This window comes from Aequorivita marina, assembly GCF_031631895.2.
Classification (GTDB): Bacteria; Bacteroidota; Bacteroidia; order Flavobacteriales; family Flavobacteriaceae; genus Aequorivita; species Aequorivita marina.
The window spans coordinates 14823-38953 of the sequence record NZ_JAVMBW020000016.1; the positions used below are offsets into that span (position 1 = coordinate 14823).

25 protein-coding genes, 1 tRNA gene and 1 pseudogene are annotated in these 24131 nt (G+C 37.3%); 7 read left to right on the top strand and 20 right to left on the bottom strand.

Translation table 11 applies throughout. The features are described from left to right. Positions 1 to 73: 73 nt before the first annotated feature. The gene (locus QPK98_RS14110; RefSeq protein WP_310994114.1) at positions 74 to 1315 is read right to left on the bottom strand and encodes an ABC transporter permease; all 1242 of its coding nucleotides are present in this window, start codon (positions 1313 to 1315) and stop codon (positions 74 to 76) included. A 204-nt stretch (positions 1316 to 1519) separates the two neighbouring features. Here QPK98_RS14110 and hisS point away from each other — a divergent pair, with 204 nt between their 5' ends. Beyond that, positions 1520 to 2893 (top strand): histidine--tRNA ligase, encoded by a 1374-nt coding sequence (gene hisS / locus QPK98_RS14115; RefSeq protein ID WP_310994115.1) that lies wholly within the window; start codon positions 1520 to 1522, stop codon positions 2891 to 2893. Between the two features lie 75 nt (positions 2894 to 2968). On the opposite strand, the gene QPK98_RS14120 is transcribed toward hisS, so the two are convergent. Then, positions 2969 to 3042, bottom strand: a tRNA-Met gene (locus QPK98_RS14120). A gap of 257 nt (positions 3043 to 3299) precedes the next feature. On the opposite strand from QPK98_RS14120, the gene QPK98_RS14125 reads away from it, so the two are divergent. Both QPK98_RS14125 and QPK98_RS14130 read left to right on the top strand, forming a co-directional pair. Beyond that, the gene (locus tag QPK98_RS14125) at positions 3300 to 3686 is read left to right on the top strand and encodes an START-like domain-containing protein (protein WP_310994116.1); all 387 of its coding nucleotides are present in this window, start codon (positions 3300 to 3302) and stop codon (positions 3684 to 3686) included. A gap of 57 nt (positions 3687 to 3743) precedes the next feature. Then, a complete protein-coding gene (locus QPK98_RS14130; protein WP_310994117.1) occupies positions 3744 to 4589 on the top strand; it encodes an aminotransferase class IV in 846 nt (281 codons plus the stop codon). On the opposite strand, the gene QPK98_RS14135 is transcribed toward QPK98_RS14130, so the two are convergent. The 5 genes and pseudogenes from QPK98_RS14135 to QPK98_RS14155 form a co-directional block, all read right to left on the bottom strand. After that, the gene (locus QPK98_RS14135) at positions 4586 to 5146 is read right to left on the bottom strand and encodes a YqgE/AlgH family protein (RefSeq protein WP_310994118.1); all 561 of its coding nucleotides are present in this window, start codon (positions 5144 to 5146) and stop codon (positions 4586 to 4588) included. The genes QPK98_RS14130 and QPK98_RS14135 overlap by 4 nt on opposite strands. Positions 5147 to 5350: 204 nt before the next feature. After that, positions 5351 to 5632, bottom strand: a pseudogene (locus QPK98_RS14140) (HU family DNA-binding protein); the annotation flags it as partial. Between the two features lie 173 nt (positions 5633 to 5805). Next, positions 5806 to 6756, bottom strand: coding sequence for a methionyl-tRNA formyltransferase (fmt, locus tag QPK98_RS14145; RefSeq protein ID WP_310994119.1), 951 nt, complete (start codon positions 6754 to 6756; stop codon positions 5806 to 5808). A gap of 5 nt (positions 6757 to 6761) precedes the next feature. Then, on the bottom strand, positions 6762 to 8660 hold the full coding sequence (locus tag QPK98_RS14150; protein WP_310994120.1) for a RecQ family ATP-dependent DNA helicase: 1899 nt from the start codon (positions 8658 to 8660) through the stop codon (positions 6762 to 6764). Next, positions 8657 to 9202, bottom strand: coding sequence for an AAA family ATPase (locus tag QPK98_RS14155; protein ID WP_310994121.1), 546 nt, complete (start codon positions 9200 to 9202; stop codon positions 8657 to 8659). The genes QPK98_RS14150 and QPK98_RS14155 overlap by 4 nt, the downstream gene beginning before the upstream one ends. A gap of 82 nt (positions 9203 to 9284) precedes the next feature. Here QPK98_RS14155 and QPK98_RS14160 point away from each other — a divergent pair, with 82 nt between their 5' ends. The 3 genes from QPK98_RS14160 (at position 9285) to murA (ending at position 11643) form a co-directional block, all read left to right on the top strand. Continuing rightward, positions 9285 to 9575 (top strand): DUF493 family protein, encoded by a 291-nt coding sequence (locus tag QPK98_RS14160; protein ID WP_310994122.1) that lies wholly within the window; start codon positions 9285 to 9287, stop codon positions 9573 to 9575. 79 nt (positions 9576 to 9654) lie between these two features. Continuing rightward, the gene (locus QPK98_RS14165; protein ID WP_310994187.1) at positions 9655 to 10305 is read left to right on the top strand and encodes a DUF4290 domain-containing protein; all 651 of its coding nucleotides are present in this window, start codon (positions 9655 to 9657) and stop codon (positions 10303 to 10305) included. Between the two features lie 18 nt (positions 10306 to 10323). Beyond that, on the top strand, positions 10324 to 11643 hold the full coding sequence (gene murA, locus QPK98_RS14170) for a UDP-N-acetylglucosamine 1-carboxyvinyltransferase (RefSeq protein WP_310994123.1): 1320 nt from the start codon (positions 10324 to 10326) through the stop codon (positions 11641 to 11643). Here murA and QPK98_RS14175 read toward each other — a convergent pair. From QPK98_RS14175 to QPK98_RS14190, 4 genes are all read right to left on the bottom strand, one after another. Next, positions 11640 to 12230 (bottom strand): hypothetical protein, encoded by a 591-nt coding sequence (locus tag QPK98_RS14175; protein WP_310994124.1) that lies wholly within the window; start codon positions 12228 to 12230, stop codon positions 11640 to 11642. The two genes, murA and QPK98_RS14175, sit on opposite strands and share 4 nt — an antisense overlap. A gap of 117 nt (positions 12231 to 12347) precedes the next feature. After that, a complete protein-coding gene (locus QPK98_RS14180; RefSeq protein WP_310994125.1) occupies positions 12348 to 13655 on the bottom strand; it encodes a cryptochrome/photolyase family protein in 1308 nt (435 codons plus the stop codon). A 3-nt stretch (positions 13656 to 13658) separates the two neighbouring features. After that, positions 13659 to 14354 carry an SDR family NAD(P)-dependent oxidoreductase gene (locus QPK98_RS14185; protein ID WP_310994126.1) on the bottom strand — a complete coding sequence of 232 codons (696 nt, stop codon included), beginning with the start codon at positions 14352 to 14354 and terminating at the stop codon, positions 13659 to 13661. 15 nt (positions 14355 to 14369) lie between these two features. Beyond that, complete coding sequence (locus tag QPK98_RS14190) at positions 14370 to 14831, bottom strand: SRPBCC family protein (RefSeq protein WP_310994127.1); 462 nt, start codon at positions 14829 to 14831, stop codon at positions 14370 to 14372. Positions 14832 to 15362: 531 nt separating this feature from the next. Between QPK98_RS14190 and QPK98_RS14195 the strand changes: the two genes are divergently transcribed. Further along, the gene (locus QPK98_RS14195) at positions 15363 to 16208 is read left to right on the top strand and encodes a DUF2911 domain-containing protein (RefSeq protein ID WP_310994128.1); all 846 of its coding nucleotides are present in this window, start codon (positions 15363 to 15365) and stop codon (positions 16206 to 16208) included. A gap of 44 nt (positions 16209 to 16252) precedes the next feature. Here the strand turns inward: QPK98_RS14195 and QPK98_RS14200 are convergent, their stop codons facing one another. From QPK98_RS14200 to QPK98_RS14240, 9 genes are all read right to left on the bottom strand, one after another. Continuing rightward, positions 16253 to 16693, bottom strand: coding sequence for a hypothetical protein (locus QPK98_RS14200; RefSeq protein WP_310994129.1), 441 nt, complete (start codon positions 16691 to 16693; stop codon positions 16253 to 16255). Beyond that, entirely contained in the window at positions 16690 to 17190 is a 501-nt protein-coding gene (locus QPK98_RS14205) for a hypothetical protein (protein WP_310994130.1), read from the bottom strand. Before QPK98_RS14205 ends, QPK98_RS14200 begins: the two co-directional genes overlap by 4 nt. A gap of 23 nt (positions 17191 to 17213) precedes the next feature. Further along, positions 17214 to 17765 (bottom strand): RNA polymerase sigma factor, encoded by a 552-nt coding sequence (locus QPK98_RS14210; protein ID WP_310994131.1) that lies wholly within the window; start codon positions 17763 to 17765, stop codon positions 17214 to 17216. Positions 17766 to 17824: 59 nt separating this feature from the next. Further along, positions 17825 to 19651 carry an ABC transporter ATP-binding protein gene (locus QPK98_RS14215; protein WP_310994132.1) on the bottom strand — a complete coding sequence of 609 codons (1827 nt, stop codon included), beginning with the start codon at positions 19649 to 19651 and terminating at the stop codon, positions 17825 to 17827. Further along, a complete protein-coding gene (locus tag QPK98_RS14220) occupies positions 19651 to 21366 on the bottom strand; it encodes a phospho-sugar mutase (RefSeq protein WP_310994133.1) in 1716 nt (571 codons plus the stop codon). The genes QPK98_RS14215 and QPK98_RS14220 overlap by 1 nt, the downstream gene beginning before the upstream one ends. Before the next feature lie 534 nt (positions 21367 to 21900). Then, on the bottom strand, positions 21901 to 22185 hold the full coding sequence (locus QPK98_RS14225) for an addiction module antidote protein (RefSeq protein ID WP_191100631.1): 285 nt from the start codon (positions 22183 to 22185) through the stop codon (positions 21901 to 21903). Position 22186: 1 nt separating this feature from the next. Then, positions 22187 to 22489 (bottom strand): type II toxin-antitoxin system RelE/ParE family toxin, encoded by a 303-nt coding sequence (locus QPK98_RS14230; RefSeq protein ID WP_310994134.1) that lies wholly within the window; start codon positions 22487 to 22489, stop codon positions 22187 to 22189. Between the two features lie 118 nt (positions 22490 to 22607). Then, a complete protein-coding gene (locus tag QPK98_RS14235; protein ID WP_310994135.1) occupies positions 22608 to 23549 on the bottom strand; it encodes a glycosyltransferase family 2 protein in 942 nt (313 codons plus the stop codon). Positions 23550 to 23553: 4 nt separating this feature from the next. Beyond that, complete coding sequence (locus QPK98_RS14240) at positions 23554 to 24084, bottom strand: DUF4199 domain-containing protein (RefSeq protein ID WP_310994136.1); 531 nt, start codon at positions 24082 to 24084, stop codon at positions 23554 to 23556. Between the last annotated feature and the right edge of the window lie 47 nt (positions 24085 to 24131).

The following is a 24131-nucleotide window of genomic DNA, read 5'->3' on the forward strand; positions in this document are numbered from 1 at the left end:
CTAAGACTTATGTCATTTAGCAAAGCGGTCGTTCGTCTTTGAAGGACGTTATGATTTTTTGATTTTCCCCTACCTACTCATACCTTAAACTTTCAATAGGATCTAGGCGCGCGGCCTTGGTAGCAGGATAAGATCCGGCGATTACCGCTACAATAAAAGTGATAATTGTAGCCCAAATAACTGCGGCCCAAGGAAGACTAAAATCAAAATCGAATATTTTCGCAAATCCAAAACCGGTCAATATACCCAGGATAATTCCTAGGATACTTCCAAATTGACCAATAACAATGGTCTCCATAAAAAATTGGGTAGAAATAGTAGAACGTTTTGCTCCTAAGGCTTTTCTAACTCCAATTTCGCGAGTTCGTTCCGTTACGGAAACCAACATAATGTTCATAAGTGCAATAGAGGAGCCCAAAATAGTAATGATGCTAATAATCCAAGCTGCAATTTCTAAATATTGGGTAATGGAAGCAATTCGGTTTATAAGGTCATCGCTGCGTTCTATGCCAAAATTATTCGCTTCCACAGGGCTTAATCCGCGAATGTTACGAAATGTAATTATGGCTTCGTCTGTTGCGGCCTCCATCATCTGTTTGTCGTCAACCTTTACGCTAATGCTATAATTTATATTGGGCTGAGTATATATTCCGCGCGCCACTTGAACGGGAATCAAAACCTTTAAATCCTGATTGTTTCCAAAAGTGGAACCTTTAGACTCCAGCAAGCCGACAATCTTAAACTTTACGCCACGGATACTAATAGTTTTATTTATTGGGTCTTCATTTTGAAATAGGTTTTTTGTAAAATCAGAACCTACTAAACAAACTTTGTTGTTGTTTCGGATATCGAAAACGGTAAAGTTTCTTCCGTGGTCAATTTCAGTTCCTGTATTTTCAAGATAATTTTCATTCACGCCAAAAACCTGTACTTCGGGATCGGTTTTTTCAGAGCCGTATTTCACTTCGGCAGAAGAGGTTCCTTGAAAGGAAACTGCTGTTTTTGTATATGGAAATTCATATTTGTCAACAAACTCACGAACGTTGTGATACTTGATAATTGGGTTTATTTTTTCTTTTTCTCCGCTTCGGTTAGATTGTACTTCAAATTCATATTGCTGAATATTGAACGTGTTTGCTCCCATAGATGCAAAGTTACTCGAGATTGTGGTTTCAAGCGCTTTTACCGCACTCAGGATACCCACAAGTGCCCAAATGCCTATCCCTATAATAACAATGGTAAGTATGGTCCTGAGCAACTGGCTTTTTATCGAGTCCATTGCAATACGGACGTTTTCCCAAAACAGTGAAAACATATTTTTTAGTTTGTGTTATTCATTAGACTCTAAAAGTTGGATAAAGTTACCAATATTTAAGATATTTGCTTTTTAAATCTATAATTCTAAATAAAGCAGGATTAAACGGAAGGAATGCCCAAGGTAAATTTTGAAAACTTTATTTGTTACGTGACCTAGGCGCTCGATTCCTGAAAATCTCATCTCGCTCAAATATATAAACTCTTGTCAAAAAAACCATCTACTCCAAAAGGTACACGCGATTTCGCCCCAAACGAAGTTGCACGCCGCAATTATATTTTTAATACAATCAAGGAAACCTTTGCTTTGTACGGTTTCCAGCCCATAGAAACCCCCTCTTTTGAAAACAGCGATACTTTAATGGGGAAATATGGCGAAGAAGGGGATCGCTTAATTTTTAAGATATTAAATAGTGGTGATTACCTGTCTAAGGTTGACGATGCTTTATATACCGAAAAAGACAGTGCTCAAATTACATCAAAAATTTCAGAAAAAGCACTTCGTTACGATCTTACGGTGCCTTTTGCTCGTTATGTAGTTCAGCACCAGAATGAAATTACCTTTCCGTTTAAACGCTATCAAATACAGCCGGTATGGCGAGCAGACAGACCGCAAAAAGGTCGTTTTAGAGAGTTTTATCAGTGCGATGCAGATGTTGTGGGCTCAAAATCGTTGTGGCAAGAAGTAGAATTTGTACAACTCTACGACGCTGTTTTTAGCAAATTCGGTCTAAATGGAGTAACTATTAAAATTAACAACCGAAAAATCTTAAGTGGTATTGCTGAAACTATTGGTGCTGAAGATAAATTGATTGATTTTACCGTTGCTCTGGACAAGCTAGACAAAATTGGGGAAGATGGCGTTAAAAAGGAAATGCGCAAAAAGGGTATTTCTGAAGAAGCCCTACAAAAACTTCAACCTTTGTTTTCATTTACAGGAAGTAATGTGGAAAAAATAAAGTCTTTGACGGAAATGCTTCATGCTTCCGAAGTGGGAATGAAAGGTATTGCAGAGCTAGAGTTTATAGCAAAAAACATCGAAACATTAGGCTTACAGACATCAAGATTGCAAATTGACGTTACCCTTGCCCGTGGCTTAAATTATTACACAGGTGCTATAATTGAGGTTGCCGCACCCGAAAAAGTGAATATGGGAAGCATTGGCGGCGGCGGAAGATACGACGACCTTACCGGAATATTTGGATTGAAAAACATGAGCGGCATGGGTATTTCTTTCGGTCTGGATAGGATTTACCTGGTTATGGAAGAGCTAAAATTGTTCCCTGAAACCGTTTCGGAAAATAGCGATGCACTTTTTATAAATTTTGGCGAAAAGGAAGCCTTGTATGCCATGAAAGCCATTACAAGCCTACGTAAATTGGGTGTTAAGGTTGAAATGTATCCTGATGCCGCAAAAATGGGGAAGCAAATGGGGTATGCCGATAAGAGAAATATTCCCTTTACCATTTTAGCTGGAGATAAAGAGATGGCAGAGCAATCTTATACGCTTAAAAATATGAAAAGTGGGGAGCAGTCAGTTATTGATTTTGATGCATTAACAAAGTTTCTGAAGCAATAAGGGTTCTGGAAGATATACTATAGCTTCAGTATTATCCATAAAAAAACCCCAAGAAATATTTTCAAGGGGTTTTCGTAGCGAGATCGGGACTTGAACCCGAGGCCTCCGGGTTATGAATCCGACGCTCTAACCAGCTGAGCTACCTCGCCATGCTTTCAAAATCACCATACTTCAACTCTTGCTCTTTAAACGAGCTACGTAGTACGGTTTAGGCTCATATCCATAACGAAATATTTTACCTAAGCGGCTGCAAAGATAAAAACAAAATTATCTGACGCAAACATTACGTTCTATTTTTAAGGAAATTATTTTAAAAAAATAAAAGCTCTTAAAATGAAATATTTTCAATCTTTAATTTGAGTTTAGGATTAATATATATATATTGGGCAGCAACTAATAGAGTGCTATGGAAGATAAAATTAAATATGAAATGGAGTTTCCTATTCAGGTTTCACCTTCATTGTTATACCAATATATATCAACACCTTCAGGCTTATCAGAGTGGTATGCTGACAACGTGAATTCCCGTGGAGAGTTCTATAACTTTATATGGGAAGGAAGTGAAGAAAAGGCAAAACTTTTAAGTAAAAAAAGTCCGGAACGCATTAAGTTTAGATGGATTGAAGACGAAGGAGAAGACTACTATTTTGAACTGCGTATCCAGGTAGATGAAATTACCAAAGACGTATCGTTAATGATAACCGATTTTGCCGAGGAAGATGAGGTAGATGAAGGGAAAATGTTATGGGAGAATATGGTTTCTGACCTAAAGCAAATTCTAGGTTCTACGTAATAAAAGTAAAAAAATATAATATCTTTAAACCGTCTTACAAAACAGACGGTTTTTTTTATGATAAACTTAAACGGAAATCTGTTACAAGCTGAAGATGCAACGGTTTATACTGATAACCGGGGCCTAAACTATGGCGATGCAGTTTTTGAAACTTTACGTATTTCAGAAGAAAAAATTTACTTTTGGGAAGATCATTATTCCCGATTAACAAATTCGATGGAAGTTCTAAAAATGGAAATTCCATCCAATTTTTCAAAGAATTTCCTTAAGGCTGAGGTTCTAAAAACGATTAAGTTTGCGGGAATAGCAGAGAGCGGTGTACGAGTAAAACTACTGGTGTGGCGGAAGACCGGCGGAAAATACACGCCAAAAACAAATGAGATTGAATATGTGATTTCTTGCGAAGCTTTGCCTACTTCATTCTACCTTTTAAATGAAGCCCCTTGCAAAGTAACCATTTATAAAGAACATTGTATTACCAGTGGTTTAATTTCAACTTTAAAAACCAGCAACAGACTTATCAATATCCTGGGCGGAATTTATGCACGAGAGCATGAGTTTCAAAATTGTTTGCTTTTGAACGAAAACTCAAAGTTAGTTGAAGCGCTTAACGGGAATATTTTTTTGGTATCAGGAAATAAAATAAAAACACCGCCATTAACTGATGGTTGCATAAATGGTATTTTACGAAAACAGATTATTGCTATTATAAATGAAATGCCTAGTTATACCTTAGAAGAAACTTCAATTGCACTTGTAGAACTACAGGAAGCCGATGAGTTGTTTATTACAAATATAATTCAAGGTATAGTTCCGGTCTCTAAATTCGGTGATAAGCAATATGGAAACAAAAACGCAAAGGAGTTAATTTTGAAGCTAAACGTAAGAGCGAAGATGGATTAGTTTAAGGTGGGATTCTCTGGTGCATTAGACCATAACAGGTAGTCTCCTCCAAACTCAATCATTTTTTCTTTCCAGAAGTTGGTATTGGTTTTTCCTATTAAGGAGTTGTTGTAGCTGTTTGGCGCTACTATCCAGCTGTTAACTTTAAGCTCATGTTCTAACTGATTTTCTTCCCAGCCGGAATATCCCAGAAAAAATCGAATTTGATCTTTTTTTAATTGATCTTTTTCGAGTAAATCTATGATTGCACTAAAATCCCCACCCCAATAAATACCGTTGGATATTTCAATACTGCCGGGTATAATATCTGGAATGGAATGAATAAAGTAAAGATTGTCTTGCTCAACTGGGCCACCGTTATACACAGGAAGCTCTGAGTTTATCCCTGGAACAAAATCCCTAAGTTTATAATGTAATGGCTTGTTTAAGATAAACCCAACAGATCCACTTTGGTTATATTCGGCCAATAATACCACAGAACGGTTAAAGGATACATCCCCGATAATGGATGGCTCTGCAACTAATAGAAGGCCTTTCGCTGGTTTTAAAGTGGTCATAAGTTGATTTTGATAAAATAAATCTAAGTAATTATTTCTATAATACCAAAAACTTAGCAAACGGATATTAAGCTTATGATTTTACGAGTAAATATGTAAATATCTTACAAAATCACAAATAACTAAGTGTCAGCTAACTAAAAAAAGTTCTTTTTTCCATTTAAATGGGAAAAAGAACTTTTATATTGTAAACTTTATTTACAATTAATTTACGCTACTCTGTAAATCTGAACCTGCTTTGAATTTTACTACATTTTTTGCAGCAATTTGGATTGTCTTACCTGTTTGTGGGTTTCTACCTTCTCTAGCAGCTCTTCTAGAAACTGACCAAGATCCGAAACCTACAAGAGAAACTCTATCTCCTTTTTTAAGGGATTTTTCTACGTTGCCTAAGAAAGATTCTAGTGATTTCTTAGCAGCAGCTTTAGTAATTCCGGCATCAGCTGCCATTGCATCGATTAAATCTGATTTGTTCATAATTTTGTTTAAATTAAATTGTTGGTTAAACTTCGATTAATTGCTCTACAAATTTAGTAGGATTATCCGGCTAGGCAAGTAACCACGCAGTAAATCCACTTTTTTGTTAATAACTTTGGGAGTTTGTTAACAAAAATGAGCGTTATTTCGTTGTTTTAGACAAAATCAGTGTTGATAAGGGTTTACATTAGTTTTGCCTCGTTAGAAAAATTATAGCCATTCAAAAGTGCTGAAACCTCCATTTTCCGTTTTCCCGGTAGCTGAATCTCCTTAATTCGTATATAGCCATCTAAACAAGCTACTTTTAATTCTTTTTTAGAGGTCTCAATCTGTCCTATTGTTTTGTCGTGCTGCACCTTTTCAAAATCTGCGCTGTAAATCTTGGCTTTTAGCTTTTCACCGGTATTCAATAAAATAGACCAGGCTACGGGGTATGGGGTAAGCCCTCTTATAAATGCTTCAATTTGAGCGCCTGGTTTTTGCCAATCAATTCTTGTGTTTTCAGGTGTAAGCTTTGGAGCGTCTTTTAACGCATTGTTCTGGGGTTGTGGTTTTGGATTGGCCTGTCCGCTTTCAATAAGCGTGAGTGTTTCCAAGACCAAATTACTTCCTGTTGCCATTAACTTATCGTGAAGCGTTTCTGCGGTTTCATCATTTTTGATCAACACCGGTTTGTTTGCGATAATCTCGCCAGTATCAATTTTTTCATCAATAAAAAAAGTAGTCACTCCAGTTTTTTCCTCCATATTGATAATAGCCCAATTTATGGGGGCAGCACCTCTATATTGTGGCAGTAGCGAAGCGTGAAGGTTAAAAGTGCCATATTCTGGCATTTGCCACACTTGCTTAGGAAGCATTCTAAAGGCAACAACCACTTGAAGGTTTGCATTTAAGGCTTTCAGTTCTTTTAAAAAAGCTTTCTCTTTTAAGTTTGTTGGCTGAAGCACCGGAAGATTTTCTGAAATTGCATATTTTTTTACCGCAGATGCCATCAACTTTCTGCCACGGCCCGCAGGTCTATCGGGAGCTGTAATTACGCCTACAACATTTTTTCCAGAGGCTATCATTTTCTCTAGAACTCCCACAGCAAATTCGGGAGTTCCCATAAATACAATTCTTAAGGCTTTCGACATTTGTTTTAATTTAGGTAATATTGATTTCTCATGTTTTTCTTAATTCGCTCGGTGTCCATTAAAAGCCCCAAGACCTTTATGATGTTAGCTTCAGCAAATGTAAGTCTTTCAGAAATTTCCCGAGAGGTTAAATATTCGTCTCCTAGTATGGTGACTATTTTTTTGGCTATTGCCTGTAGTTCTTTTTTGGAGGGGTTGGGATGTTGCAAGTTACAAACCGAACAGACTCCGCAAACCTCCGCCGTTGTTTCACCAAAGTAAGAAACCAATTGTAGGCTTCGGCAGGTTTTGGTATTCGCTAGGTAATGAAGTACGGCATGAACCTGAGCTTTTTTCTTTTGGTTAAGAGCCTCCACTTCTCTTGAAATTGTGTTTATTGTTTTGTCATCTTCCCGCGGAACCAGAAACGTAAGTGTGGCATCGGTTATCTGTAACGTCATTTCAATAACTTGATCCCGTTCCATCTTCTTTAAAACAGCAATGATAGTCTCTAAAGATTGTCCAGTCTTAGCGGCTATTAAGTCTAGGTTTACTGCCGTTGGCATTTCAAAAATACCGCCGTAGATTCTAAGAATAGTTTTTCCTATGACCGAGGTTGCCACATCTTTCTCAAAATATCCCAGTACTTTTTTAGAAGAAATCACAAACTGAAGAATGGATTTTCGACCAAATTCTTGAGAGAGTTGAATAATCCCCAATCGGTCTAAGCTGTTCAGCGCGTTATAGGTAAGTATGGTATTGAGTTTGTATGTTTTACAGAACTCAGAGAAACTAAAGTTGTGTTTGGTGAATTCGCCTTCGCCATAAGAAATTTGAAAATAATTGTTTAACCTTCTGTAAATGCTTTTTAAATCTGAAGTAGTGGGCAGAGACGCTACAAACTGTTTTTTTACATATATTTTGTCGTAATCATTATATAAAAGCACGGCAGAAGCAAATTGTCCATCTCTACCGGCACGTCCGGCTTCTTGAAAATAACTTTCAATGCTTTCCGGAATTTGTAAATGGATAACGTAACGCACATCTGGATGGTCAATTCCCATTCCAAAAGCATTTGTAGCTACCATGGTTGAAACATTGCCATTTCGCCATGAATCCAGCTTATCCGACTTTTCCTTTGCTGAAATTCCGCCGTGGTAAAAGCTCGCCGAAATGCCTAAACTATTGAGCTGGTTGCTTATTTCAACTGTATTTTTTCTGCTTCGAACATATACAATTGCCGCACCAGGATTGTTTTTTAATAATTGCTCAGTTCTATAAAGCTTATCGTCCTCCTTAAAAACCTGATAGGAAAGATTGTCCCTAACAAACGAATTTTTAAATACAGCGGGTAGTTCCATGTTCAATTCTGAAATGGTGTCTTCCAAAACTTCAGCGGTGGCTGTTGCCGTTAACGCAATTATTGGAACTAGCGGGTGAAGCTCACGGAGAATGGTGATGTTTTTATACGCGGGTCTAAAATCATTTCCCCACTGCGAAATACAATGCGCTTCGTCAACAGCAATGAGGTTAACATTCATCTGCCGAATGTAATTTTGAACTATTTCCTGTTGCAAACGTTCGGGAGAAAGGTATAAAAACTTATAATTGCCATAAAGAGCATTGTCTAATAGCGTATTCAAATCGTTAAAAGATATGCCACCTGTTATTTTTAGGGCTTTTATGCCAATCGCTTTTAGTGCATTTACTTGGTCGCCCATTAACGCAATCAAAGGGGAAACTACAATGCAAATTCCATCCATGGCCAATGCGGGAACCTGAAAGCATAAGGACTTTCCGCCGCCCGTGGGTAGGAGTGCAACCGTATCTTTTCCATCTAATACAGATGTAATTATTTCCTCCTGCATGGGTTTGAAGGAGGAAAAGCCCCAATATTTGGTCAAGATGGATTGTGCACTTATCAAGATGTGTGTTTGATGCTGTCTATAATAAATTTTGCGCGTTCGGCTATTGATCCTACTGGTACTTCGCAGGTTTTGTATCCATAATTTTCATAGGCGCTTTTTAAAAAATGGAATAGTTTTTCGGCTTTTTCAAAAGATTCGTAGCGCTCGTTGTCTTGTTCGTAAATTTCTTCCCAAGGGGGTAATACAAAAACTTTATCATACTTATGTGTAGTACAAGTTTCTGAAAATACTTTAGGATAATGGGTGTTTACAAAATCCATATAAGCTGTAACGTCTGGCAAACCTCGGTCGTAAAATAATGTTTTGGCTTCTAGGCTTTCTCCTTCTTGAAACTGCTTTAACCTTCCTTCCAGCAGCCTTTCACTAAAGAGGATTGGGTTTACTAAAAAGAGTTGTGAAATCCCTTCCCGTTGTGCGGCCAAGATGACTTCCCTAGAAATTTCGTGCATTACATGATGGCCTTGTTTTTCCAGGTAATTTATTAGTGCAGTTTTCCCTGATCCAGGACCACCTGTTATTACAATTCGTTCTGTTTTCAAAAAGTTATAATTTTGTACAAAGTAAGTAAATAAATATTTGTGATGAAAGTGTATCTTTGTTGCTAATCCAGCTATTATATAAATGAGTCAAGAAAAAAAGACCACCGAATTTTACGAACGCTTAAAAAAACAACTTGAAGATGATGTTACATGGCCTGCGCCGTATCTTTTCAAGTTTATTGTTCCGGCCGATCTTGAAAAAATTGCTGAAATAGAAGCTATTTTCGATAAAACAGACGCTGAGGTAAGTACACGTAATTCTTCAAAAGGAACCTATACTAGCGTTTCGATAAAGGTAACCATGGGATCTCCAGATGCCGTAATTGAAAAATATCTTGAAGTTTCTAAAGTTGAAGGGGTCATTTCGCTATAATTTTTAGTATTTTGCCACTGAAACGATTTTCAATCTTTCCGAATAAATTAATCTTTCCCAATAACTACAATAAATTTTGATGCAAGAAGCAGCCCAAATAGAATATAATACAGAACGCCCAAAATTGATTATTCCAGAATACGGACGCCATATTCAAAAAATGGTAGATCAGGCGGTAGCCAAAGAAGATAAAGATGAACGCAATAAAATGGCGAAGAGCATTATTAACGTAATGGGCAATCTAAACCCACATTTACGAGATGTGCCAGATTTTCAACACATGCTGTGGGACCAACTGTTTATAATCTCAGACTTTAAACTGGATGTGGATTCGCCTTTCCCTGTACCTTCTAGGGAAGAACTTATGGAGCATCCAGATCCGCTTGATTATCCGCAAAACCACCCAAAGTATCGGTTTTATGGCAACAATATTAAAAGAATGATTGATGTAGCTGTTAAATGGGAGGAAGGTGATAAAAAAGAAGGCCTAATCCTTACTATAGCCAATCATATGAAAAAATGTTTTCTTAATTGGAATAGGGATACCGTAGCGGACGATGTTATTTTCTCGCATCTTTATGAACTGTCTGAAGGAAAAATAAACCTTAAAAACAGTGATGAAGATTTAAGAGATGCCTCAAACTTATTAAAAAATAAAAAGCGATATAGCTCTAGCTCCAGTAAGAAAAACTACAAATCTGGCAGCCATCGCGGACGTAAACGTCATTAAAATTTACAAGCTTTAAACATGGGAACTTTCCAGATAGAAGGCGGGCACAAACTAAAAGGTGAGATAACGCCCCAAGGTGCCAAAAATGAAGCCTTACAAATTCTTTGCGCAGTATTATTAACACCAGAGAAAGTGGTGATTGATAACATTCCAGACATACTCGACATTAATAAACTCATTGGTATTTTAGAGAATTTGGGAGTGAAAATCCAAAAACTCGGTAAAGGTAAATATGCCTTTATTGCCGACGAATTAAACCTAGAATACCTGGAATCTGAGCTTTTTAAAAAAGAAGGAAGTTCACTTCGCGGATCAATAATGATTGTAGGGCCACTTTTGGCTCGTTTTGGTAAGGGATATATTCCTAGACCGGGAGGCGATAAAATAGGCCGAAGAAGGCTAGACACACATTTTGAAGGGTTTATAAAGCTTGGTGCAGCGTTTAGGTATAATAAAGAAGATCGGTTTTATGGCGTGGAAGCACCTAACGGTCTTAAAGGAACCTACATGCTGTTAGATCAAGCCTCGGTAACTGGAACGGCAAATATTATTATGGCTGCAGTGATGGCCGAAGGGACCACTACCATTTATAATGCGGCTTGCGAGCCTTACATACAGCAGCTTTGTAAAATGCTAAATTCCATGGGCGCCAAAATAAGCGGAGTAGCCTCAAACCTTTTAGTAATTGAAGGTGTGAAAAGTCTTGGAGGTTGTACCCATCGCGTTTTGCCAGATATGATAGAGATTGGCAGTTGGATTGGTCTTGCTGCAATGACCCAAAGCGAAATAACCATTAAGGACGTGAGTTGGGAAAACTTGGGTTTAATACCCGATACCTTTAGAAAACTAGGGATAAAACTGGAGAAAAAAGGCGACGATATTCATATTCCAGCACAGGAAGAGTACGAAATTCAAGGTTATATAGACGGCTCTATCCTTACGGTAGCCGATGCACCTTGGCCAGGATTTACACCAGACCTTTTAAGTATTGTTCTTGTGGTATGTACACAGGCAAAAGGCAGTGTGCTCATTCATCAAAAAATGTTTGAAAGCCGTTTGTTTTTTGTTGATAAACTAATAGATATGGGGGCTAAGATTATTCTTTGCGATCCACACCGCGCTACGGTTATAGGGCACAACTTTAAATCTAATCTTAAGGCAACAACAATGGTTTCGCCAGATATTAGAGCAGGGGTTTCGCTACTTATAGCTGCACTTTCGGCGCAGGGAACCAGCACCATCCATAATATTGAACAGATTGATAGGGGGTATGAAAATATAGACGAAAGACTTCGGAAAATAGGGGCTAAAATTACTAGAAACGCCTCTTCAAATTAAGCCTTTCTATTTTTATTGATTTCATCCTGAAGTTTTCTGCGTAACTTTTGTTCACGCTCTAGACTGTTTCTGCGATAATCTTCCATTTCTATTTCCATCTCAGCCATTTTAAGTTGAGCTGAATTTGTGACCTTATGACTATTTAAGAATCGGTAAAATAGAAAAGCGGTCATCAATACTAAAAAGAGGATAATGCTCCACATTACTGTATTGTAGGTTGATTTTGAAGTTTGAATTCCCAAAACTTCGATACCGTTTTCTTTTTCTTGTGAAGTAACTAAGTTTTCTTGGGTCTGCTTTAAGTTTTGACGAAGTGAATCTATTTCGTTATTTTGAAGTCCTAGCTCTTTTTCCTGAGTATTTATACGCTGCTCCAAGTTGCCAACGGAATCTAGAATGTTTCGCTTTAAGGTAGCAAGTTGTGTCTTTTTAATTACCTTATATTCTTGGTAACTGTTGCTTTTATCAAATGCCTTTTCCATTTGATCTTTTAATGTGTTTTTTCTTACTTCAACGGAGTCGTCTTGCGCCGTTGCTTGAAACACAACTAAAAGTAGGGGGATGGTTAAAAATAGAATCTTTTTCATAGCGTCGGGTTTGTTATACTGCTTAACTTAACTCTGCAAGAGTAGTAAAATTGTTCAGTATAGCATAAATTTAGCCTTCATTTACATTTTTTTTAACAATAAAAGCTAGAACACTTTCTATTGCGAAACCGCTGCCTTATAAACCCTTAGGCAACGCTCTCGAGCCTCTTTATGGTCAACAATCTTTTGCGGGTAGTGATTTGTTTCAAATTCTGGGATCCAATTTTTAATATATTTATAATCCTTGTCAAATTTTTCAATCTGGGTAGTGGGATTAAAAATTCTGAAATATGGCGCGGCATCTACACCACTTCCAGCCGCCCATTGCCAATTGCCCACATTGCTAGCCATTTCATAATCTAACAGTTTTTCGGCAAAATAGGCTTCACCCCATCGCCAATCTATCAAAAGGTGTTTGCATAAAAAACTGGCAACAACCATTCGCACCCTATTGTGCATATATCCTGTTTTGTTCAGTTCGCGCATACCGGCATCTACCATTGGGTATCCAGTTTTTCCGGCTTTCCAGGCTTCAAATTCTGTTGGGTTGTTGCGCCATTCAATTCGGTCGTATTTCTTTTTAAAGGCGTTTTTAACTGTTTCAGGGAAGTGCCATAATATTTGCATAAAAAACTCCCTCCAAATTAACTCCTGCCAAAACACTTCATTTTTTTCCGAAGTTGCTTTTTTTAGCATTTTCCGAATACTAACCGTACCAAAACGCAAGTGCGGCCCTAGGTGTGAAGTGGCATCTTGTGATGGGAAGTTTCTTTTTTCTTCATAGGCTTGTATCGTAGTTGGCGTTACATCGTATTCAGGAATTTCTATCTTAGATTTTTTAAACCCAATATCGGTAAGGGAAAGATTTGGTAACCTTGAGTCTTGATGCAGATTGTCAATAACTTCTGAAGTATAATAAATCTTTTCTTTGTATTCGTTCCTGAATTTTTCTTTCCAGACCTTCATATAGGGCGTATAAACAATATATGGATCGCCATTGCCTTTCACCACTTCGTCTTTTTCAAAAATCACCTGATCCTTAAACGTATAAAACCCAATATCTTTTTTGGAAAGTAAAGCTTCTATCGCGGTATCTCGTGTTTTTGAGTACGGCTCATAATCTCGATTTGTAATTACATTTTGAACCTGGAATGTATTGAGTATTTCCTTAAAAACAACTTCTGGTTTTCCATGGTAGATAGCAATACTACTGCCATGCTTTTGCAATGTATTGCGCATTTTCTGAAGTGTTTCTGAAATAAAGCTAACCCGTGCGTCGTCTTTAGGAAGTTCGTTTAGTATTTCTGAATCGAAAATAAATAGAGGCAGCACCGGATATTTTCCATTTAGAGCTTTATAAAAACCTATATTATCATCGATACGCAGATCTCTTCGAAACCAAAATATATTTACTTTTTCTGTCAAAACTTAATGGGTATTTAATGTTGAAAGTCCGCCGTCAACGCCTAAAACCTGACCTGTAATCCATTTGGCGTCTTCACTGAGAAGAAAACTGGCCATTGCGGCAATGTCTTGGGTTGATCCCACTTTTTTTAAGGGATGGCGCTCTGCCATTTTTTCTTTTTTTGAATCGCTGTTTAGCAATTTTGAAGCTAAAGGAGAGTCGGTTAGTGAGGGTGCAATAACATTTACTCTAAAATTGGGGGCATATTCGGCAGCCAGCGCTTTTGCGAAACCTTCTATGGCACCTTTGGCCGCCGCTACACTGGTGTGAAACGGCATACCAACTTGAGCCGCTACACTACTAAAGAAAACCAAACTTGCCTGATCTGAGTTTTTTAACTTCGGAAGCAATCCGTGAACAACCCGCTGTAAGGAATGAAAATTGACTTCCATGTCGTCTAAAAATACTTGATTGCCCATCATTTTAAAAGGCTTTAAGTTAATACTTCCAGGACAGTAAACCAATCCATGAAGCTTTTCAGGCAAATCTAATCGGGTTACATCATCTTTTAGAGCATCAAATTCAATATAATGAACCGCTTCAGGAATATTTTTATTTGTTCTAGCGGCTATATAAACGTGATGCTTATCCTTTAATCTTGTTGGAATTGATGCACCTATTCCGTAAGATCCACCGATTAATAAAATATTTTTTTTCATAGTATTTCTTCGAGATTATAGGGTTCCGAAAAGCTCATTGAGTTTGTTTTTTCGGTATTCAAAAATTTCATTCAACTTTGGTTTCACTAAAAAGGGATGTACCATTTGTCCTAATATTCCAAAAGGGAGTTTGTAATGTAGTAAATCTTCCATTTCAACGCCTCCGTCTATTTCTTTAATAAAATGTTTGTGATGCCAAAGGGCATAGGGACCAAAGCGTTGTTCGTCAACAAAATAGCTTTTGTCTTGGGAGTGTGTAATTTCGGTTACCCATTTTGTCTTTATTCCTAAAATTGGAGTAACAATATACTCAATAATCTGTCCGGCAAACATGGGTCTATCTGCGCCAGATTTAATGTTAAAGCCCATGTAGTCTGGTGTTATGACTTTAAGGTTTTTGGGGTCTGATAAAAAAGACCAGGCTTCATCTATGGATATTGGTAGATTTTGCTTTGCTTGTAAGGTATAAATTTTCATTCAAGGCTTGGATTATGCAATTTTGTTAAAAGATTGTTCTTCATACGTACTAACCTGTAGGTGTTACTATTAGAAATCATTAGTGTCCGATTAAAAGAGTGAGAAAATTTGTTGAGTCACAGATAATAGGCAATTAGAATATTTTTTATTTAATGACAGCATACTATTATACTTAGCATCAAAATTTATCAATTAAAAAGCAAGTCTTACGTCTTATGTCTTTCAGCGCAGCGGTCTTATATCTTAGTCGGACACGACTAATTAGAAATTTTATTTCTCAACTCTAACCTAAAGAGCCTCAGAACAGTTTGTATCTTTTCATTTTTAATTCGATCTAAAACTAGTTTGTTTTACATTCTTACAAAAAGATTAAACAAAAAATTAACATCTCTTGCTTGGGTTGCATAAAGTATGGACTTATAATTGATTGTTGGCTTGTGTTCAAGAGCGTTTTTTAGGTTTATATTAACAAATTAGAATTAATTCAAACACTACCTTCGTAAAAACTATATTTATTTAAAAACTACAACCATGAAAAAGATTATTTTGCTTTTTTCTGCCTTCATATTGACGGTGGGATCTCAAGCCCAAATTAAAACGCCACAACCAAGTCCGTTCCAAAAAATTGAACAAAAAGTTGGGCTAACCGATGTTACCCTTGAATACTCTAGACCTTCAATGAAGGGTAGAGCAATTTTTGGCGAACTTGTTCCTTATGACGCTATATGGCGTACAGGTGCCAATACCAATACAACAATTACATTTAGTAATGACGTAGAAATTGGCGGTAAGAAAGTTTCTGCGGGTTCGTATGCAATTTTCACCAAACCAGGAGTTTCAAATTGGGAAGTTTATTTTTATAACGACATAAACAATTGGGGTGCTCCAAAAAAACTTGATAACAGCAAGATTGTGGCTCAAGTTTCTGTAAAACCAGCTCCGCTAACTAAGCGTTTTGAATCCTTTACAATGTCGTTTGACGATTTAGCGTATGACGCTGTTACTTTAGGTATGCTTTGGGATAAAACTTACGTAGGTGTGCCAATTAAATTTAATACCGATGCAGCTGTAACTTCAAGTATTAAACGTGTGATGAACGGTCCGGGAGCAGGTGAATACTACGCTGCTGCTATGTATTATTTTGAAGCGGGAAAAGACATAAACCAGGCAAAAACTTGGATGGATAAAGCCATGGAGTTAACTAAAGAACCAAAGTTTTATCAATTGCGTCAAAAGTCTTTGATCTATGCTAAGGCAGGAGATAAGGATGGAGCAATTAAAGCGGCAAAGGAATCTTTAAGGTTATCTAAAGAAGCTAAGAATAGCGACTATATTGCACTAAACGAAAAGTCTCTAAAAGAGTGGGGTGCTATGTAATCCAATGCATTTAAATTAGAAAAAGCCCCGTTTTGGGGCTTTTTTTATGACTTTCTCTTTTCTTTTCCGTGTCTGTATTTTTGAAGTAGCTTCCGCTTAAAATCGTGTTCTGCTTTTTTTAGGAGAATTATCTTTTTGGGTGAAATCACTTTTCGTAACTGGTCTGTCATTTGCTGGCGCAGCTCCATTTCGCTTGTTTCAATAGATTGGTTTTCATCAATGAGTTTATTTGCTTCTGCATCGCTTAAGGTTTCAATTCCATCGCGTAACTTTCTATATATTTCTTTGTGTTCGCGTACTTTTAGGGTGTGTAGTTTTTCGCTAAAACGGTTATAAACGGGCCAGAATTTTTCTGCTTCTGAAGAGGTTAAGTCTAGCTTCTCGGTAATATACGCTGTTTTAAGCGCCTTTATTTTTTCGTGTTTCTTTTGCTGAGCTTGTAGGCTTAACGTGGAAAATAGTAGTATTATCAACAACTTCTTCATGGTTCTTCTATTAAGGGTTCTGAATCTATATCTTCAAAAAGATATTCTTCTAAATCGTCCTGGGAGATTTCCCAATTTTCATTTCCCACACCCGAAATATCTGAATATTCCAGCATGGTTGTGAGCTCATATAAATCTAAATTTAGATTTCCTTCTTCAATGTAGGTGTCAACCGCAGACCATTGTAAGGTATCTAAATTTTGCCGTTCAGTGGCCGTGTTAAAAATTGATAACCCAATAATCATACAAGCCGCAATAGCTGCCGCATAACTAAAGTATTTCTTCGGAAATAAAGAAATTGTTTTAGTCGGTTTTTCTGAAACCGTAACTGCATCTAAAATACGCTCCTCATAAGCTTCAAAATATCCTTTTGGTACTGAGAAGCCATTGATTTTGGGTAGCTTTTCCTCTAAAACCTTACTAAAAAGCTGCTCCTCAAAGTCTTTAAAATAATCTTCTGGAACTTTATAATGCGGTATGTTATTTTTTTGCTTCACTTTAATATTTGACTATTAATATGTTATAAAGTTTCATTGGTTTTTATAAACGCTGTAATTTTTTTTACTGCAATGTGGTAGCTGCTTTTGAGTCCGCCGACAGATGTTTCTAAAATTTCAGAAAGTTCCTTAAAAGTGTGGTCTTCAAAATATTTCATAGTAAAGATCAGCCGTTGTTTTTCGGGTAGTGTGGCAATGGCTTTTTGAAACTGCAACTGGATGGCATCACCTTCAAAATACACATCACTTTCAAGGTTGCGAAGGGCGTTGTCTTTTACTTCTTCTAGGGTAATATTATTGCGCTTCGCTTTTTTATTGAGAAAAGTGATGGATTCGTTTGCCGCTATTCGGTACATCCAGGTGTGAAGCTTGCTATCGCCCTTAAAGGAATTTATATTGCGAAAAATTTTTATAAAAGTATTTTGAAGCACGTCATCGGCGTCTTCATGATCCAGAACCATATTCCGTATCTGCCAGTAAAGCCGTTGCTTGTATTCCGTAACCAATTGCCTGAAGGCGGCTTCTTTTTCCGCTTCGGTCTGTAATGCCGCTACCAGTTCTTTTTCTTCAACCACTTTGTGCAATTATTAACTTGGACTAAAGTACGAAGGAATAGTTTAATTAGGGGTAGGAACTAGGCAAGTGATTGCATCTCTACCAAACTGTAATAAACGCCTTTTAATGCTAAAAGCTCTTGGTGTTTACCTTGCTCTACAATTTCACCTTTGGAAAGGACCACAATGTTGTCGGCGTTCTGAATAGTAGATAGTCTGTGAGCAATGACAATTGATGTTCTGTTTTTCATCATTTTCTCTAATGCGTCCTGTACCAAGCGTTCACTTTCGGTATCTAGGGCAGAAGTGGCTTCGTCTAAAATCATGATCGGTGGGTTTTTAAGAACGGCACGCGCAATGCTCAGACGTTGTTTTTGTCCGCCACTTAATTTATTACCACTGTCCCCAATATTGGTCTCAAAGCTTTCGGGAAGGTCTTTTATAAACTCATATGAGTTGCTTATTTCGGCAGCTTCTAATAATTCGGCATCAGAGGCATGTGGTTTTCCAAGCTTTAAGTTATCGGCTACAGAATCGTTAAAAAGAATGGAATCCTGCGAAACAATGCCCATTAAACCACGTAGCGATTTTTTTGAGATGTTTTTTATATCTACTCCGTCAATTTCGATGCTTCCTTCGTTTACATCGTAAAAACGGGTTAATAGATTGGCAATGGTGCTTTTTCCACTTCCCGATTGACCAACGAGGGCTACAGTTTTTCCTTTCGGAATATCTAAAGAGAAGTTTTTTAACACATATTGATCTTCATATTTAAACGAAATATCCTTAATGGAAATAACATCATCAAACTCTTCTTTAGTAACTGGGTTTTCAATATCGGTAATTGTGTTTTTAGTCTCAAGCAATTCAAAAATACGTTTTGCTGAACCATCGGCTCGTTTTATAGAGTAACTAGCTTTGGCAATAGCTTTTGCTGGGGTTAAAATATTGTAGGCTAAGGTAATGTATCCAATAAAAAAACTAGCTTCTAGGGAGCGATCAATAAACACTAAGTATCCGCCAAATACCAACAAAATTCCAATAGTGATAATTCCAAGAAGCTCACTTACGGGGGAACCGAGATTCTGACGGTTTGTTACTTTATTAGAATGATGGTAAAAGCGCTGGTTGCTTTGTTCAAACTTTTCCTGAAAAATATGTTCAGCATGAAATGCTTTTATAATACGCAAGCCGCCCATGGTTTCTTCTAAAATGGAAAGAAAAACACCTTGCTCTTCCTGTACTCTTAAGGAACGTTTTTTTAATGATTTGCCAATTTTAGAAATTAAAAAGCCAGAAATTGGTAGAAATAGGAATACAAATAAAGTCAATTTCGGACTTATTACCAGCATTACTATTAAAGAGGTAATTATGGTTAAGGGTTCGCGAACAATCATTTCTAAAACAGATAGCACCGAGTTTTTCACTTCATCTACATCACCACTAAGGCGCGAGATTGTATCGCCTTTTCTTTTTTCAGAATAAAACGCCAAAGGAAAGCTAATCACTTTCCGGTATAGCTCATTTCTAAGGTCTCTTAAAACTCCATTTCGCATAAAAGTAGAGTAGAACATGGCCAAGTAATTACTCAAGTTCTTTAATAAAAACAGCGAAATAATAATACCTACCATATACATAAGCACCTTAAACTCGCCGTGCTTATTGATGTTATCTAGAATAATGTAGTTTAAAGACTCTTGGAAATAATCTTTTATACTTGAAATTCCTTCATAAACGGGTTTTGGGCCTAAGTCTCGATTTTTGCTGAATATAATTTCGAAAACCGGAATAAGCGCCACAAATGAAAGGGTGCTGAATAAAGCATATAGAATATTAAAAAATATATTCAGGAAAGCGAACCTTTTATAAGGTAAAACGTAACTTAATACTTTTTTGAAATAATTCATTAACTAATGTTTAGTTGTGCAGCAATAGCGTCTATCTTTTTCTGAAGTATTTCTTCAAAGTTATCTTTTTCCTTCGTGTTTACGCTAATGTAGAACTTTATTTTGGGTTCGGTGCCGCTTGGACGGGCTGCAATTTTACTGCCGTCTTCCGTGTAATAGACCAATACATTGGACTTTGGAAGGTTTAAAGCTGAGGTTTGCTGGGTGTTAAAATCTGTTGTTTCATTTTTTAAAACATCGTCTAAACGCACTACTTTATTTCCGGCAATCTCAGTAAAGGGGTTTTCGCGAAGTGTTTTCATCATCGCTGAAATTTCCTCGGCACCTTGTTTACCTTTTTTTGTAACCGAAATTAAATGCTCTCGATAATTTCCGAATTCATTATAGGTTTCTTCCATATACTGAAACATGCTACTGCCGGCATTTTTCTTTTGTGCGGCAATTTCGCAAGCCAATAGGGTAGCGGTAACGGCATCTTTATCGCGAACAAAATCGCCTACCAAATATCCAAAACTCTCTTCGCCGCCACCAATGAATTCTAACTCGGGAAAATCTTTTATCATTTTTGCAATCCACTTAAAGCCAGTTAGGCCCTCAATGTATTTTACGTTAAAATGATTAGCTACTTTTTCTACCATTGGGGTTGAAACGATGGTTGAAGCAACAAACTGTTTTCCATTCAGTCTTCCCGCTTTTTGCCACTGCTCTAAAAGAAAATGCGTCATTAACACCATGGTTTGATTGCCGTTTAGCAGCACCATTTCGTTATTGTTGTTTCTAACCGCAATGCCTAATCGGTCGCAGTCTGGGTCGGTTCCAATTACAATATCTGCATGTTCTTTTTCTGCGAGGTCCAGTGCCATTTTTAAGGCAGCGGGCTCTTCAGGATTTGGAGATTTTACCGTAGGGAAATCGCCATTGGGTTCTGCTTGTCCCGTAACGATGGAAACATTTTTATAACCGGCTGCTTCCAATACATCAGGAACCATGGTTATTGAAGTTCCGTGAAGGGAGGTGAAAACAATTTTTAAGTTGTCTTTTGCCGCTTGTGAAGTATTAAAAGTTCCGTTTTTAACTGAAGCTTTTGCAAAGGCTTGATCTACTTGGGTGTCTATACTTTTAATTAAGCCTTCATTGGCCTCAAACTTTATGTCTTCGTATTGAAGTGAATTTATTTCAGCAATAATATCGCCGTCTTGCGGTGGCACCAATTGGCCGCCATCTTCCCAATACACTTTATAGCCGTTGTATTCTGGCGGATTGTGCGACGCTGTTAAAACGATTCCTGCCTGACAGTCTAAGTGTTTAACGGCAAAGGAAAGCTCTGGTGTAGGCCGTAACTCTGAAAAGAGAAAAACCTTAATGTTATTGGCAGAAAAAACATCGGCTACAATTTTTGCAAATTTCTTACTGTTGTGGCGACAATCGTAAGCTATTGCAACTTTAATTTCTTGGTTTTGAAATTGTTTATTTAGGTAATTTGAAAGCCCTTGGGTGTTTTTCCCCAAGGTATATTTATTGATTCTATTGTCGCCGTGGCCCATTATTCCGCGCATGCCACCTGTTCCAAAGGCTAGGTTTTTATAAAAGCTGTCTTCCAGACCTTCGGGGTCGTTGGCAATCATTTCCTTAATCTCGGCTTGCGTTTTTGTGTCGAAAAAAGGAGTGAGCCATTTGTTTACACGGGTTAAAGTCTTTGGATCTACGTATATCATTTGCTTAAATTAAAAGTGCAAAAATAGGTATTTATATGCTGCTTTTTAAGATTTTGACATATATGTGCTTTAAAAAGCTTTTTAGTCTTCGCAGTTGCTGGTAAAAAGTAAGCTTAGAGAGTGGGGAAGGGTAGTGTAAAAAAGGAAACCTCGTTACCATTGCAACCTTTTTAGCTCGAGGCCCACCTAATGATTGACGGGAGCAGATCAAAAAACAAATGAACAGACCTATCTAAAAACGCAGATCCCAGCGTAATGGGAAAGCTATGGCCACCCCGAAACTTCGGGGGAAGAAAATCGTCCAAAAGAACTGAAAAACAGCGGAGGGAGACCACAAAACGTAATAAGCTTTTCCATTCCTTAGCAATAAAGGAGACCGATATAACCAAAACCGGAACAACCAACTCCTGAAAACCCATCCCAAAACAGACCAATCCCCATAGAGGCAAATCGACTTACACCGGTTCAGTCAACACTGCATTCATGTTAGGTCGTTCCGACCACACGAATGCTTAGTTATTGTGGTGCGTTTTTCTACGCTGACATTGGTTTCACATTTATTTGTCCGCCAATAGCTTTTAGCACTTTCATTATTGTTCCGAATTGTGGTTTCGCTCCATCAGATAGAGCTTTGTAAAGACTTGGTCTGCTCATTCCAGTTTTTTCCGCAATTTTAGTCATTCCGATTGCCTTTGCAATATGTCCAATTGCCACAATCAAATCAGAACTTTCTCCGTCTTCAAGAACTGTATTTAGATATTCAGCAATCATTTCTTCGCTGTCCAAATAGTCCGCAATATCAAATTTTGTAGTTGCCATATCAATCATTTTTTATTCTGTTCCATATTTTTTTCGCTTTCTCGATATCCTTTTGCTGACTTGATTTATCTCCGCCAATTAAAAGAATAACGATTTTGCTTTCTTTTTCTTTGAAATACACGCGATAGCCTTTTGCATAATTAATTCGCATTTCGCTAATTCCATCTCCAACAGGTTTACAATCTCCAAAATGCTCATCGGTTTCGAGTTTCTGAATTCGGAAGAGTATTTTAGATTTCGCTCTAATGTCTTTTAGCTTCCTAATCCACTTATCAAATTCAGTTGTTTTTTCGGTAATAATCATTTAGAATGTATCCATTTAGATACAAATGTAATCTAAATTTTGGATTTAAAATAGAAATTTTAGATTTTCCAGAAAGTTGCTCTTAAATGCACCACAACATAAAAATATACTTTACTTACTATACTTGCTCTTTAATAATATAATTCTGGGAATCTTTTTTGCTTCGCAATATCAATTCGCCTAGAAATCCGGCTAAAAAAAGTTGCGTTCCCAAAATCATAGCAGTTAGGGCAATAAAGAATTGTGGGCGTTCAGCGATAAGCCTTCCATCTGGATTTAAAAACAATTTATCAATGCCCAGATATAGGGTAAGCAGAAACCCAATAACCAACATTACTGCTCCCCAAGCGCCAAACAGGTGCATGGGCCGCTTTCCAAAAGTGGATAAAAACCAAATGGTGATTAAATCTAAAAAGCCTCTAATAAAACGTTCAGCGCCAAACTTGGTGGTTCCATATTTTCTGGCCTGGTGGAGTACGGGTTTTTCAGAAATCTTGCTAAACCCTGCATTTTTGGCCAAAACGGGAATATAACGGTGCATATCGCCTGTTACTTCAATGGTTTTAACCACTTCTTTTCTATAGGCTTTTAGCCCACAATTAAAGTCGTGCAGTTTTACGCCAGAGGTTCTTCGTGCGGCATAGTTAAAGAGTTTTGAAGGTAAGTTTTTACTCAGCACGGAATCATATCGTTTCTTTTTCCATCCCGAAACAAGGTCAAAACCATCTTCGGTAATCATGTTGTACAGTTCTGGAATTTCTTCAGGATTGTCCTGCAAATCGGCGTCCATTGTTATAATTACATCGCCGTGAGTCATTGCAAAACCGGCGTGTAAGGCTTGCGACTTACCGTAGTTTTTTTGAAAGCGAATTCCCTTAACCGCTGGGTTTTCCTTAGCTAGTTTTTCAATTATATTCCATGAGCCATCTGTGCTACCATCGTCAATAAATAGGAGCTCGTATGAATAACCATTGGCTTGCATCACGCTTTCAATCCAAGGGTAAAGTTCATTAAGTGATTCTTCCTCGTTAAGAAGAGGGATGACAATGGATAGGTTCATTCAATTAAAATTGTTGTGGAGGATTCCTTTTCATAATCAAGCCTGACACCAATGAAATTATAAACCCGAAAAACAATGTTGAAATAATAGCAAATGCAGACATTATTAAAGGCGACATAAATTTAGCAGAAATATCCATAGCATTATCTACCTGTTCTTGGGTTAAGTTCGGGTTGTCCTGGATCATCTGTTCCCGAGAAAATTCCATGGTTTTTTCAATAAAATCAGGATCAATATAATTCATAAAAATATAGTTGAAAACTACAGCTATTAATCCGGCAACTAAGCTAATGGCAACCCCTGTTTTAAGTGCCTGGCCCAAGGTGAGGTAACCAGCGTTTCCAGATTTAAAAGCCTTTATACCATATACAATTACACCTATTGATATTACTAGTTGTGCAAGGGTTAGCCATAATGGGCGGTCAATGTGTGCATCAAGTACATAAGAAATTACCTGTAGTACAATAGATAGAAGCGCAAGCAATACACCGTAGTTTAGTGCGATTTTTTTAAGCGAGACTTGTTGGTTTTCCATTTTTTCTGAAATTAATTTACACCTGTAAAAGTACGGTGCACTGGTTT

Bases quoted from the DNA above. Each gene is read 5' to 3' on its own strand.
- QPK98_RS14110 (WP_310994114.1), bottom strand. From the start codon at position 1,315: ATGTTTTCACTGTTTTGGGAAAACGTCCGTATTGCAATGGACTCGATA.
- QPK98_RS14125 (WP_310994116.1), top strand. From the start codon at position 3,300: ATGGAAGATAAAATTAAATATGAAATGGAGTTTCCTATTCAGGTTTCA.
- QPK98_RS14130 (WP_310994117.1), top strand. From the start codon at position 3,744: ATGATAAACTTAAACGGAAATCTGTTACAAGCTGAAGATGCAACGGTT.
- QPK98_RS14135 (WP_310994118.1), bottom strand. From the start codon at position 5,146: ATGACCACTTTAAAACCAGCGAAAGGCCTTCTATTAGTTGCAGAGCCA.
- fmt (WP_310994119.1), bottom strand. From the start codon at position 6,756: ATGTCGAAAGCCTTAAGAATTGTATTTATGGGAACTCCCGAATTTGCT.
- QPK98_RS14160 (WP_310994122.1), top strand. From the start codon at position 9,285: ATGAGTCAAGAAAAAAAGACCACCGAATTTTACGAACGCTTAAAAAAA.
- QPK98_RS14165 (WP_310994187.1), top strand. From the start codon at position 9,655: ATGCAAGAAGCAGCCCAAATAGAATATAATACAGAACGCCCAAAATTG.
- murA (WP_310994123.1), top strand. From the start codon at position 10,324: ATGGGAACTTTCCAGATAGAAGGCGGGCACAAACTAAAAGGTGAGATA.
- QPK98_RS14175 (WP_310994124.1), bottom strand. From the start codon at position 12,230: ATGAAAAAGATTCTATTTTTAACCATCCCCCTACTTTTAGTTGTGTTT.
- QPK98_RS14185 (WP_310994126.1), bottom strand. From the start codon at position 14,354: ATGAAAAAAAATATTTTATTAATCGGTGGATCTTACGGAATAGGTGCA.
- QPK98_RS14190 (WP_310994127.1), bottom strand. From the start codon at position 14,831: ATGAAAATTTATACCTTACAAGCAAAGCAAAATCTACCAATATCCATA.
- QPK98_RS14195 (WP_310994128.1), top strand. From the start codon at position 15,363: ATGAAAAAGATTATTTTGCTTTTTTCTGCCTTCATATTGACGGTGGGA.
- QPK98_RS14200 (WP_310994129.1), bottom strand. From the start codon at position 16,693: ATGAAGAAGTTGTTGATAATACTACTATTTTCCACGTTAAGCCTACAA.
- QPK98_RS14215 (WP_310994132.1), bottom strand. From the start codon at position 19,651: ATGAATTATTTCAAAAAAGTATTAAGTTACGTTTTACCTTATAAAAGG.
- QPK98_RS14220 (WP_310994133.1), bottom strand. From the start codon at position 21,366: ATGATATACGTAGATCCAAAGACTTTAACCCGTGTAAACAAATGGCTC.
- QPK98_RS14225 (WP_191100631.1), bottom strand. From the start codon at position 22,185: ATGGCAACTACAAAATTTGATATTGCGGACTATTTGGACAGCGAAGAA.
- QPK98_RS14230 (WP_310994134.1), bottom strand. From the start codon at position 22,489: ATGATTATTACCGAAAAAACAACTGAATTTGATAAGTGGATTAGGAAG.
- QPK98_RS14235 (WP_310994135.1), bottom strand. From the start codon at position 23,549: ATGAACCTATCCATTGTCATCCCTCTTCTTAACGAGGAAGAATCACTT.
- QPK98_RS14240 (WP_310994136.1), bottom strand. From the start codon at position 24,084: ATGGAAAACCAACAAGTCTCGCTTAAAAAAATCGCACTAAACTACGGT.